Origin of the sequence: Rhodococcus sp. NPDC079359 (assembly GCF_040702585.1) — a bacterium.
Lineage (GTDB): Bacteria > Actinomycetota > Actinomycetes > Mycobacteriales > Mycobacteriaceae > Rhodococcoides.
On record NZ_JBFBLH010000015.1, the window covers coordinates 71058 to 83168 of the forward strand.

13 protein-coding genes are annotated in these 12111 nt (G+C 63.5%); 11 read left to right on the top strand and 2 right to left on the bottom strand.

Annotated features, from left to right (window positions below; all coding sequences use genetic code 11):
• The first annotated feature begins 223 nt into the window (after nucleotides 1-223).
• From atpB to AB0362_RS24640, 9 genes are all read left to right on the top strand, one after another.
• Nucleotides 224-1000, top strand: a complete 777-nt coding sequence (atpB, locus tag AB0362_RS24600; RefSeq protein WP_094632788.1) for a F0F1 ATP synthase subunit A — start codon at nucleotides 224-226, stop codon at nucleotides 998-1000.
• A 78-nt stretch (nucleotides 1001-1078) separates the two neighbouring features.
• Nucleotides 1079-1318, top strand: a complete 240-nt coding sequence (locus AB0362_RS24605) for an ATP synthase F0 subunit C (protein WP_008715092.1) — start codon at nucleotides 1079-1081, stop codon at nucleotides 1316-1318.
• A 7-nt stretch (nucleotides 1319-1325) separates the two neighbouring features.
• Nucleotides 1326-1886 carry a F0F1 ATP synthase subunit B gene (locus AB0362_RS24610; protein ID WP_032393521.1) on the top strand — a complete coding sequence of 187 codons (561 nt, stop codon included), beginning with the start codon at nucleotides 1326-1328 and terminating at the stop codon, nucleotides 1884-1886.
• Between the two features lie 8 nt (nucleotides 1887-1894).
• Nucleotides 1895-2722 carry a F0F1 ATP synthase subunit delta gene (locus AB0362_RS24615; RefSeq protein WP_149408026.1) on the top strand — a complete coding sequence of 276 codons (828 nt, stop codon included), beginning with the start codon at nucleotides 1895-1897 and terminating at the stop codon, nucleotides 2720-2722.
• 88 nt (nucleotides 2723-2810) lie between these two features.
• Complete coding sequence (gene atpA, locus AB0362_RS24620) at nucleotides 2811-4454, top strand: F0F1 ATP synthase subunit alpha (RefSeq protein WP_283347896.1); 1644 nt, start codon at nucleotides 2811-2813, stop codon at nucleotides 4452-4454.
• A 52-nt stretch (nucleotides 4455-4506) separates the two neighbouring features.
• Nucleotides 4507-5478, top strand: coding sequence for a F0F1 ATP synthase subunit gamma (locus AB0362_RS24625; RefSeq protein WP_317534212.1), 972 nt, complete (start codon nucleotides 4507-4509; stop codon nucleotides 5476-5478).
• Nucleotides 5479-5481: 3 nt separating this feature from the next.
• Complete coding sequence (gene atpD / locus AB0362_RS24630) at nucleotides 5482-6930, top strand: F0F1 ATP synthase subunit beta (protein WP_094638681.1); 1449 nt, start codon at nucleotides 5482-5484, stop codon at nucleotides 6928-6930.
• 30 nt (nucleotides 6931-6960) lie between these two features.
• Nucleotides 6961-7320, top strand: a complete 360-nt coding sequence (locus AB0362_RS24635) for a F0F1 ATP synthase subunit epsilon (protein ID WP_037193376.1) — start codon at nucleotides 6961-6963, stop codon at nucleotides 7318-7320.
• A 29-nt stretch (nucleotides 7321-7349) separates the two neighbouring features.
• Nucleotides 7350-7787, top strand: coding sequence for a DUF2550 domain-containing protein (locus AB0362_RS24640; RefSeq protein WP_068048245.1), 438 nt, complete (start codon nucleotides 7350-7352; stop codon nucleotides 7785-7787).
• Here the strand turns inward: AB0362_RS24640 and AB0362_RS24645 are convergent, their stop codons facing one another.
• Complete coding sequence (locus tag AB0362_RS24645) at nucleotides 7788-8390, bottom strand: cob(I)yrinic acid a,c-diamide adenosyltransferase (protein ID WP_269595650.1); 603 nt, start codon at nucleotides 8388-8390, stop codon at nucleotides 7788-7790.
• Nucleotides 8391-8444: 54 nt separating this feature from the next.
• On the opposite strand from AB0362_RS24645, the gene murA reads away from it, so the two are divergent.
• Nucleotides 8445-9698 (top strand): UDP-N-acetylglucosamine 1-carboxyvinyltransferase, encoded by a 1254-nt coding sequence (gene murA, locus AB0362_RS24650; protein ID WP_317810843.1) that lies wholly within the window; start codon nucleotides 8445-8447, stop codon nucleotides 9696-9698.
• Here murA and AB0362_RS24655 read toward each other — a convergent pair.
• Entirely contained in the window at nucleotides 9691-11088 is a 1398-nt protein-coding gene (locus AB0362_RS24655; protein WP_317549838.1) for a PLP-dependent aminotransferase family protein, read from the bottom strand. The genes murA and AB0362_RS24655 overlap by 8 nt on opposite strands.
• A 100-nt stretch (nucleotides 11089-11188) precedes the next feature.
• Between AB0362_RS24655 and AB0362_RS24660 the strand changes: the two genes are divergently transcribed.
• Nucleotides 11189-11884 carry a pyridoxamine 5'-phosphate oxidase family protein gene (locus AB0362_RS24660; protein ID WP_317549837.1) on the top strand — a complete coding sequence of 232 codons (696 nt, stop codon included), beginning with the start codon at nucleotides 11189-11191 and terminating at the stop codon, nucleotides 11882-11884.
• Nucleotides 11885-12111: the final 227 nt, after the last annotated feature.

The following is a 12111-nucleotide window of genomic DNA, read 5'->3' on the forward strand; positions in this document are numbered from 1 at the left end:
CGGAGTCATCGACTTCGGCAACGTAAGGTTCCGCCCTGAGAGTTGCCGAGTCGACGTGAGTCGCCGACACCCGACAGACGCTTGGCCGATGAAGACCGGGCCTCAGCCTCTGACGATTGCGAGCCGATTTTCGTCGACTTGATAGATCGTCATTGTCCGATCGAACCGCAGTCGTTACCCGGCTGCGGCCCGAACACGGGAGAGACCGCTGAGCGTCACCACCCTGGCTGCGGAATACAGTCCGCCGTCACTATCCGATTTCTTTCCTCCCGCGGTGCTGTTCGAGGGGACCCCGTTCGAGCTCGACAGGCTGATGCTCATCCGCATCCTGATGTCGGCGATTCTGATCATCTTCATGGTGGTTGCCCTCCGCAGCCCGAAGATCGTTCCGCGTGGTCTTCAGAACGTCGGCGAGATCGCTCTCGATTTCGTTCGGATCCACGTCGCAGAAGATGTGCTCGGTAAAGAACAGGGTCGTCGATTCCTGCCCGTCATCATGACCATCTTCTTCACGGTGTTCGCGGTGAACGCGAGCGCTGTCATTCCGTTTCTGAACATCTCGTCGAATGCCCGCATCGGTCTACCGATCGTGCTCGCTGCGGTCGCGTACGTCGCGTTCATCTACGCAGGTGTCAAGAAGTTCGGTGTCGGGAAGTTCGTCAAGGGCACCATCGTCATCCCGGGCATTCCGCCGGCGATGCACGTGCTGCTGATCCCGCTGGAGTTCGTCTCGAACTTCGTACTCCGTCCGTTCACACTGACGGTGCGTCTGCTCGCCAACATGCTGGCCGGCCACATCATGCTCGTGCTGTTCTTCAGCGCGACCCAGTTCTTCCTCTTCGAGGCGTCGGCCGGGCTGAAGATCTTCGCAGCACCCTCGCTCATCATGGGCTTCCTGTTCACGATGTTCGAGATGCTGGTGATCTTCCTCCAGGCCTACATTTTCGCGCTGCTCACGGCGATCTACATCGATCTGTCGCTGCACGCCGACTCGCACTGACCGACCAACTGACCGAACCAGCTACACCGCCACCTCCGACACCCGGATGTGGACCGAAGAAAGGGAACGGAAAACCCAATGAGCCTTGAAGTTCTGGCCCAGGCGCAGGAAATCACCGCAAGCGGATACGGCGCCATCGGCTACGGCCTCGCAGCCATCGGCGGCGGCATCGGCCTCGGCCTCGTCGTCGCCAAGAACATGGAAGCAACCGCTCGTCAGCCCGAGCTGGCCGGTCAGCTCCGCACCACCATGTTCCTCGGCATCGCATTCACCGAGTCCCTCGCCCTGATCGGCCTCGTCGCCGGCTTCATTCTCTGAGAGCGCGATGACAAACGCGATTACGTTGCTGGCGGCGGAGGGGGAGGAGTACAACCCTCTTCTGCCCGCAACCTACGACATCGTTTGGTCGATCGTCTGTGTCGCGGCAATCGGCTTCCTCTTCTGGAAGTACGTGGTGCCGCGCTTCACCAAGGTTCTCGCTGAGCGTTCCGAGCTCATCGAAGGCGGAATCAAGAAGGCCGAAGAGGCACAGGCAGAGGCCAAGGCTGCTCTCGAGCAGTACCACGCTCAGCTGGCCGACGCCCGTTCCGAGGCCGCGCAGATCCGTGAGGAAGCGCGTACCCAGGGGCAGGCGATTCTCGCCGAGATGAAGGAAAAGGCGCAGGAAGAAAGCGACCGGATCGTGGCCGCAGGTCACAATCAGCTCGTTGCTCAGCGTCAGCAGATCGTCACCGAACTTCGGGGAGATCTGGGACGCACGGCCGTCGAACTCGCTGAGAAGGTCATCGGAGAGCAGTTGTCCGACGACGCGAAGCGTTCCAGTTCGATCGATCGCTTCCTCAACGAGTTGGATTCCGTCACCGCGGACTCCGCATCCGGAAAGTGAGTCGAACCATGTACGCAACTTCTCGTGAGGCACTCGCCCGCACGCGGTCGGTTGCCCACGAAGCTCTGGGGTCCGCGTCGGCAGGCGAGGCAACAGCCGTCGCTGCTCAGACCGGTGCCGAGTTGTTCGCCGTCGTCGAGACCCTCGACGCGCAGCGCACGTTGCGTACCGCTCTCGCCGACTCGTCGGTCGAGGGCGTTCGGCGAAGCGATCTGGCCGGAGAGGTCTTCTCCGGCCAGGTGTCGAGTGCAACGGCGACGATCGTCAAGGCCGCTGCCGGCGAAAGCTGGTCCACCGCTCGCGACCTGCTGAACTCGCTGGTCGAGCTGGGACGTGAAGCTCTGCTTCGCGCCGCGGCCGATCAGGATCAGTTGGACACGGTCGAGGACGAGCTGTTCCGCCTCGGGCGGATCGTGGCAGGAAACCCGCAGCTCGAGCAGGCCCTCTCGGATCGCTCGAAGCCCGCGCAGGCCAAGCGTGAACTGCTCGGTCGCCTGCTCTACGGCAAGGTCACCGCGGTCACCGAGGCGCTTGCAGTTCAGGCTGTGACGCGTCCGCGAAAGGCTGCTCCCGCCGACGTACTGAACGGACTGGCCGATCTGGCCGCCGAGCAGCGCGACCGCGCGGTTGCCCACGTCCGCAGCGCAGCACCACTGAGCGACAGTCAGCTCGAGAAGCTGACGGCCACCTTGACCCGCACGTACGGCAAGCAGGTCACGGTGCATGTAGAGGTCGATACCGAACTGCTCAGCGGACTTGTCGTTCGTATCGGCGACGAGGTCATCGACGGTAGCGGGGCAGGCCGCCTCGCTGCATTGCGAAAGACGCTCAAATAGTCCGACACGGACACAGTAACGAGAAGAAGCGTCTCGACTTTCGAGACATTTCACCCCGCGATCATTTGAAGGAAGAGCAGGAAACACTATGGCGGAGCTGACGATCTCCTCCGACGAGATCCGTAGCGCGATCGATAACTTCACCGCGAGCTACTCACCGGAGTCTTCCCGCGAGGAGGTCGGCACGGTTACGGACACGAGCGACGGAATCGCTCACGTGTCCGGATTGCCGTCGGCGATGTCCAACGAACTCCTGGAATTCCCCGGCGGAGTCCTCGGTGTCGCGCTGAACCTGGATGCCACCGAAATCGGTGCCGTCATCCTCGGTGACTACGAGCACATCGAAGAAGGCCAGGAAGTCAAGCGCACCGGAGACGTGCTGTCGGTCCCCGTGGGCGACGGCTACCTCGGCCGCGTCGTGGACCCCCTGGGCAAGCCCATCGACGGCCTCGGCGACATCGAGTCCTCCGAGACCCGCGCCCTCGAACTGCAGGCTGCCTCGGTGCTCGAGCGTCAGCCCGTCGAGGAGCCGCTGCAGACCGGTATCAAGGCAATCGACGCCATGACCCCGATCGGCCGCGGCCAGCGTCAGCTCATCATCGGCGACCGCAAGACCGGCAAGACCGCGGTCTGCATCGACGCGATCCTGAACCAGAAGGCCAACTGGGAGAGCGGCGACGAGAAGAAGCAGGTTCGCTGCATCTACGTCGCCATCGGCCAGAAGGGCTCGACGATCGCAGGCGTCAAGGCTGCACTCGAAGAGCAGGGCGCACTCGAATACACGACCATCGTCGCGGCTCCCGCGTCCGATTCGGCCGGCTTCAAGTGGCTCGCCCCGTACACCGGCTCGGCCATCGGCCAGCACTGGATGTACCAGGGCAAGCACGTCCTCATCGTGTTCGACGACCTGACCAAGCAGGCCGAGGCGTACCGCGCCATCTCGCTGCTGCTGCGTCGTCCGCCGGGCCGCGAGGCATACCCCGGTGACGTCTTCTACTTGCACTCCCGTCTGCTGGAGCGTTCGGCGAAGCTGTCCGACGAGCTCGGCGGCGGATCGTTGACGGCTCTGCCGATCATCGAGACCAAGGCCAACGACGTCTCGGCGTACATCCCGACCAACGTCATCTCCATCACCGACGGCCAGGTCTTCCTGGAGTCGGACCTGTTCAACAAGGGCGTCCGTCCCGCGATCAACGTCGGTATCTCGGTGTCCCGAGTCGGCGGCGCGGCACAGACCAAGGGCATGAAGAAGGTCTCCGGATCTCTTCGCCTCGAGCTCGCGCAGTTCCGCGAGCTGGAAGCCTTCTCTGCGTTCGCGTCCGACCTCGACGCGGCCTCCAAGGCTCAGCTCGAGCGCGGCGCACGTCTGGTCGAGCTGCTCAAGCAGGATCAGTACGCCCCGGTTGCCGTCGAAGATCAGATCGTCTCGATCTGGCTCGCAGGGCAGGGAACGTACGACTCGGTTCCCGTCGGCGACGTGCGTCGCTTCGAGACCGAGCTGCTCGAGGACCTGCACCGCAACGCCAGCGGCGTCTACGACAGCATTGCCGGTGGCAAGGCTCTCGACGAGGACAACCAGAAGGCACTGACCGAGGCGACCGAGAAGTTCAAGGCCGGATTCGTCGACTCGGACGGCAACCGCGTCGTCAACGAGGCCGAGGCAGACAAACTGAACGCCGACGAGGTCAGCCAGGAGCAGGTCAACGTCACTCGCAAGACAGTCAGCAAGTAGGCCTGCGATGACAGATGCCAAGACGAGCACAGAAGGGAGCGTGAACAGCTAGATGGCAAGCATTCTCGAGCTTCGCTCCCGCATCAAGTCGGTCAACTCGACCAAGAAGATCACCAAGGCACAAGAGTTGATCGCGACATCGCGAATCACCAAGGCTCAGGCCCGCGTTGCCGCATCGAAGCCGTATGCGGAAGAGATCACCAAGGTGCTCTCCGCGTTGGCGAGTGCATCGAGCTCGCTCGATCACCCGTTGCTCAACGAGCGACCCGAGCCCAAGCGTGCCGCGGTTCTGGTCGTGACCAGCGACCGCGGTATGTGCGGCGGCTACAACTCCAACGTGCTCAAGGAGACGGAGGAGCTGTTCCAGCTGCTCCGCTCCGAGGGCAAGGATCCGGTCATCTATGTCCTCGGCGCAAAAGGCCTGGGCTACTACACATTCCGTGAGCGGGACGTGAAGGGTGCCTGGACGGGCTTCTCTCAGGAGCCCGGATACGCCGACGCGGCCAAGGCCAGTAGGCACCTGGTCGAACTGTTCATGGCCGGCTCGGGCACCAAGGTCGAGGCTCCCAACGGTGAAGGCACCGTCGAGGGCGTGGACGAGTTGCACATCGTCTACACCCGCTTCGTGTCGATGCTCACGCAGAAGCCCGAAGTTCGCCGTATGGCACCGCTCGAAATCTCGTACACAGACGAGGAATTCGAGATGGGTGCGGATGCGCTGAGCGACTCACCGACCGCAGATGTGCAGGCACAGTACGAGTTCGAGCCGGAAGCGGGAACTCTGCTCTCGGCGCTGCTGCCCAAGTACATCAGCACCAGGATCTATGCGTCGTTGCTCGATGCAGCAGCGTCGGAGTCCGCGGCGCGTCGTACCGCCATGAAGGCAGCGACGGACAACGCGAACGAATTGGTCGAGACCTTGAGCCGTCAGGCCAACCAGGCTCGGCAGGCCCAGATCACCCAGGAAATCAGCGAAATCGTCGGTGGCGCCAACGCGTTGGCCGACAGCGCAGGAAGTGACTAAGCAATGACCGCAGCAGTAGCCCAAGAGAACGCGAGCGGAGCGGACACTCAGTCCGGCCGTGTCGTTCGGGTCATCGGCCCCGTTGTGGACGTCGAGTTCCCGCGCGGCTCGATTCCCGCACTGTTCAACGCCCTCAACGCAGAGATCACTCTGCCGACCGTGGCCAAGACCCTGACGCTCGAGGTTGCACAGCACCTCGGTGACAACTTGGTTCGCACCATCTCGATGCAGCCCACCGACGGACTCGTCCGCGGCACTGCAGTCATCGACTCGGGCAAGCCGATCTCGGTTCCCGTCGGTGACGTCGTCAAGGGCCACGTGTTCAACGCCCTCGGCGACTGCCTGGACACCCCCGGACTCGGCCGCGACGGCGAGCAGTGGGGCATCCACCGCAAGCCACCAGCCTTCGATCAGCTCGAGGGCAAGACCGAGATCCTCGAGACCGGCATCAAGGTCATCGACCTCCTGACCCCGTACGTCAAGGGCGGAAAGATCGGTCTGTTCGGTGGTGCCGGTGTCGGCAAGACCGTTCTGATCCAGGAAATGATCACCCGTATCGCACGCGAGTTCTCGGGCACCTCGGTGTTCGCAGGAGTCGGAGAGCGCACCCGTGAAGGCACCGACCTTCACCTCGAGATGGAAGAGATGGGCGTCCTCCAGGACACCGCCCTCGTCTTCGGCCAGATGGACGAGCCGCCCGGCACGCGTATGCGCGTGGCGTTGTCGGCACTGACCATGGCGGAGTACTTCCGCGATGTTCAGGGACAGGACGTTCTTCTGTTCATCGACAACATCTTCCGCTTCACGCAGGCAGGTTCGGAGGTGTCGACCCTTCTCGGTCGTATGCCGTCGGCCGTCGGTTACCAGCCCACGCTGGCGGACGAGATGGGTGAGCTCCAGGAGCGAATCACCTCGACCCGTGGACGCTCGATCACCTCGCTGCAGGCGATCTACGTTCCCGCCGACGACTACACCGACCCGGCTCCGGCCACGACGTTCGCGCACCTCGATGCGACGACCGAGCTCTCGCGTCCGATTTCGCAGATGGGTATCTACCCCGCTGTGGACCCGCTGAGCTCCACCTCGCGCATCCTCGAGCCCGGCATCGTCGGTGCGGAGCACTTCCGCGTCGCCAACGAGGTCAAGCGGATCCTGCAGAAGTACAAGGAGCTGCAGGACATCATCGCCATCCTCGGTATGGACGAGCTTCAGGAAGAGGACAAGGTTCTGGTCGGCCGTGCACGCCGCCTCCAGAAGTTCCTCGGCCAGAACTTCATCGTTGCCGAGAAGTTCACCGGCGAGGCCGGTTCGGTCGTGTCGCTCTCCGACACCATCGAGGCATTCGACAAGGTCACCAAGGGTGAGTACGACCACCTTCCCGAGCAGGCCTTCAACAGCTGTGGTGGTCTCGACGATGTCGAGGCAGCCGCGAAGAAGATGGCCGGAAAGTAGACCGACGTGACTTCTTCCGAGAAGAGCGGCATGGAGGTCTCCCTGGTCGCTGTGGAGCAAAAGCTGTGGTCCGGTACCGCGACCATCGTCAGCGCTCAGACCACCGAAGGTGAGATCGGCATCATGCTGGGCCACGAGCCTGTCCTCGGGCAGTTGATCGAGGGCGGCACGGTGTCGATCACGACCACGGACGGCGAAAAGCTCATCGCAGCCGTCCACGGTGGATTCCTGTCGGTGACCGGCAAGACGGTCACCGTGCTGGCAGAATCGGCCGATTTCGCCGACGACATCGATGTCGAGGCGGCACGGGCTGTAGTGGCAGAGAACGGCGACGACCTCGAGGCCATTGCTGTGGCCAAGGGTCGTGTCCGCGCTGTCGAGCGGTCCTAGGTTCACGAGAAGCCGCGACGAGACCTGCGATGCACTACGGATTGATTGTTCTGATCATTCTGGTTGTGCTGCTCGCAGGGCTCGTCGCGGCTTTTGCGTACCGTCTGATGGTTCTACGGCGCGGGGGAACCGCCGCGATCATGCGGGTGTTGCCGACGGACGGTGGTGCCGGTTGGCGTCACGGCATCATTCGGTACGGAGACAACACTCTCGTTTTCTTCAAGCTGTCCAGTCTTCGCCCCGGCCCCGATCATCGGCTGGGTAGGCAGGACATTCACGTGGGTGATCGACGAGCCCCACGAGACACCGAGTTCGACATCATGACACCGGACATCGCCGTGTTGGAACTGTCCGACAATGGTAAGTATTTCGAGATCGCCCTCGACAGAAGTGCGTTGACCGCTTTCCTGTCCTGGGTCGAATCTCGTCCCTCCGGCCGATCGCGTCGCCGCCGACCGGCGGCCTGATCAGCTGTCGCCGGTAGTCGGGTCGCTCGAAGCGCGGCTCGACCCGGGAACCCACTGGACGTCGCCCTCGGGGTTGGCGTATCGGCTCAGAATGAACAGCAGATCCGAGAGCCGGTTGAGGTATTTCGCCGGCAATGCACTCGTTGTTTCCGGGCTCGCGTGCACCGCAGCCCATGCCGACCGCTCCGCCCGTCGGGCCACCGTTCGCGACACGTGTAGCAACGCTCCCAGCGGCGTTCCGCCCGGCAGAATGAACGACGTCAGTGCGGGGAGATCCTCGTTGAACTCGTCGCACCAGCCTTCGAGCCGGTCGACGTAGCTCTGATCGATGCGCAGAGGCGGGTACTGCGGATTCTCGACGACCGGAGTCGACAGATCGGCCCCCGCGTCGAAGAGATCGCTCTGGATGGTGCGGATCACCGAATGAACCGATTCGGGCGGGTTGCCGAGGGCGAGAACCACACCGAGACTCGCGTTGGTCTCGTCGCAGTCCGCGTAGGCAATGAGTCGTTCGTCGTTCTTGGACACCCTCGAGAAATCACTCAGCCCGGTGGTCCCGTCGTCGCCGGTTCTCGTATAGATGCGGGTGAGGTGGACGGCCATGCGCGCTACGGTACCGCGCGGGTGTCGGCCGGTCCCGCTGGCTACGCTGTCGAGGTGAGTGAACGCTTTGTGGTCAACGGTGGAAATCGCCTCGTCGGTGAGGTGGCGGTCGGTGGTGCGAAGAACAGCGTCCTCAAATTGATGGCGGCAGCGCTGCTGGCAGAGGGCACCAGCACGATCACCAACTGCCCCGACATCCTGGACGTGCCACTGATGGCAGAGGTGTTGCGCGGGCTCGGCTGTGAGGTCGAGTTGGAGGGATCGGTCGTTCACATCACCACTCCGGCCATGCCGAAGTATCACGCCGATTTCGCGGCGGTTCGCCAGTTCCGAGCTTCGGTGTGCGTGCTGGGGCCGCTGGTTGCGCGGTGCAAGAGAGCTGTCGTCGCACTGCCGGGCGGAGACGCGATCGGGTCGCGTCCCCTCGACATGCATCAGTCCGGTCTTCAATTGCTCGGGGCACGCAGCGAGATCCAACACGGATGTGTCGTTGCGGAAGCAGACGAATTGCGCGGCGCGAACATCAGACTGGCGTTTCCGTCCGTCGGTGCCACCGAGAACATCTTGATGGCCGCAGTCCTGGCCACCGGGGAGACGGTGATCGACAACGCCGCGCGTGAGCCGGACATCGTCGACGTATGCAACATGCTGAACGAGATGGGTGCCGACGTCCGAGGTGCAGGCACCTCGACTTTGACCATTCGTGGTGTGAGCGCGCTGAAGCCGACGACCCATCGGGTGATCGGCGATCGCATCGTCGCCGCCACGTGGGGAATCGCCGCTGCCATGACTCGTGGGGACGTGCGAGTCCGCGGTGTGAACCCAAAGCACCTGTCGTTGGTGCTGGACAAATTGAGGTCCGCAGGCGCCGAGGTCACCAGCGAGCCCGACGGCTTCCGCGTCGTGCAACACGAGCGACCGCGAGCGGTCAATTTTGCGACGCTTCCGTATCCGGGGTTCCCGACCGACCTGCAGCCGATGGCAATCGGACTTGCGACAGTCGCGGACGGTACGTCGATGATCACCGAAAACGTCTTCGAGGCACGATTCCGGTTCGTCGAGGAGATGATCAGGCTCGGGGCCGACGCGCGCACCGACGGCCACCACGCCGTGGTTCGCGGTGTGCCACAGCTGTCCAGCGCACCGGTGTGGTCCTCCGATATTCGGGCCGGGGCCGGCTTGGTTCTCGCGGGACTGGTGGCCGACGGTACGACGGAGGTGCACGACGTGTTTCACATCGATCGCGGCTATCCGCGATTCGTCGAGAACCTGAGTGCACTCGGTGGCAGTATCGAGCGGGTCAGCTGAGCAGCGTAGCTTCCAGCGCCTCGACCAATATGCTTATCGCATAGTCCAATTCGTCGTCGGAGACGGATCCGTATCCGACGACGATTCCACCCCGGGCTGTGTGGGAGCGGGTCGAGTGTTCGAGCGTCGGTACGTCCACGCCCCTCGCGGCGCATGAGGTAGCGACGTCGCGCGCTGCGGCACTGTCGAGTATCAACACGGTATGCAGGCCGGCTCCGACTCCGCGAAGTTCGCCGAACCTGGCCAGCGCGGCCGCGACCAGGCGGTCGCGGGCTCGATAGAGCCGCCGGGCCGTTCGGACGGCTCTGTCCCATTCGCCGTCGCGCAAGATGGACGTCATCGCATGCTGGACGGGAACCGAGGGATGATCGCCGATCACGCGGCGCGTTGCCGAGATGCGGTCGACCATCGACCGAGGTGCCACCATCCAGCCGAGACGGATCCCGGCACCGAGGGTCTTGGATACGGTGCCGAGGTACACGGTCCGGTCGGGTGCGAGTTCGACCACGGTGGGCAAAGGTGCTACGCCGTAACGGAATTCGGAGTCGTAGTCGTCCTCGATGATCATGGAATCGTTGCTGTGAGCCCAGTCCGCCAGCGCACGTCGACGGCCGATGGGCATGAATGCGCCGGTCGGATATTGATGCGACGGCGTGACGTACACGGCCGGTGTTCGTGGGGGAGTCGAGTCGAGTTGTTCGACGATCAGGCCATCGCGGTCGACGGGGACGTCGTGCAAGGACCACCCGCGATGTGTCGCGAGCGCAGCGGCGGATTTGTAGCCTGGATTCTCCAGTGCCAGAACGTGTTCGACCGATTCGGCAGCGGAAAGCGCACCCAGGGCCAGGTCGAGGCCGTGAATGCTGCCCGTCGTGATCACGATCGACGCCGGTGTGGTGTGCAGCCCGCGGGCGCGGCGGAGTAGATCGGCGACGCGAGTCCTCAGTTCGAGCGTGCCGGCGGAATCGGGATAGTCGCCGGGAGGTGGTGTGCCGCCGACGTCGCGCCACGCGCGCTTCCAGGCATCGGATGCCGAGGGCGGAGTCCACGGGATTCCCGGACGGAGCGATATCCGCGGGGGTGTTCGTGGTGTGGTGTGTGCGCTCGACGCCATCGCAATCGATCGAGGTGCGCGGGGGATGTGTCGGACATAGTTACCCGAACCGCGTCGGGCATCGAGCCAACCTTCTGCGACAAGCTGTTCGTAAGCCTTCTCCACGACTGCACGCGCGATGCCCAGATCGACGGAAAGTGCTCGGGTGCTGGGTAATCGAGAATCGGGCTGCAGGTCTCCGTCGTCGATTGCGGACCGGATGCGATCCGCCAGTTGGACGGGCAACGTCCGAGCGTCGGCGCGATCGAGGGTGATCGACAGGGAGATCGGGAGCATGGGGTTGTGGTCTCTTTCGGTATCCGCGTCGAAGTGGCCTGAACAAAAGCAGCTCTATTGGACTATGACGAAAGGCCACTCGTCCCGCATCCTGGAAACCATGACAGTCGACGACGTGCCTCTTTCCCCGACGGCGCGAACGGTAGTGATGCGGGGGAGGCATCGCGCCGGCCTCGAACGCGCAGCGTTGCTCGACGTACTGCGCTCGGCGCGCATATGCCACATCGGCGTGATCGTGGATGAAGTGCCTCGCGTCGTACCTACCGTGTTCGGCGTGGATCCCGCCGGTCCGGACAGGGAAGGCACGCTGTATCTGCATGGATCAGTGGCGTCACGCAGCATGATCGACGCTCCGGATCAGGACATCTGCGTCACTGCGACTGTCGTCGACGGGCTCGTCCTGGCTCGATCGGCATTTCATCATTCGATGAACTATCGAAGCGCCGTTGTGGTCGGACGACCTCGCCGAGTGGAGGACGCCGACGAACGGATTCGAGCATTGGACGCGATCGTCGAGCAGGTGGTCCCCGGAAGAAGCATTCACCTGCGTTCACATACTCGGAAAGAGCTTGCAGCCACCGCGGTTCTGGCGCTTTCGATGTACGAGGCATCGGTGAAGTCGCGGTCAGGTGGACCGGTCGACGACGACCTCGACATCGAGCGGGGAGACGTATGGGCCGGAGTTGTTCCGGTGTGGGAGGCGCTCGGCGACGCCGAACCTGCCGCTGATCTCGCGGGGGACATTGCGGTGCCGGAGCACGTGGACGGTGTGCGCCGGAACGCGACTCGGGGGTGAACGATGTTGCCGCAGTGAAGGTTCGGGCTGTGGCTGGCATCACACGCGCACCCTGCAGCGTGTAGTGGGCGCGATGACCCGGCGCCCCGGGGCCGAGCTGCGCGAATACCCCGCGAGCATGGGTCGACCTGCCGATTTGCGTTGGTGTGGTTGGTGGCGTAACTTTTGTCGAGTCAGAGCGACGGACACCGACCCGGTCTTCACGGACTGGGTGAACGAGGTTGGAC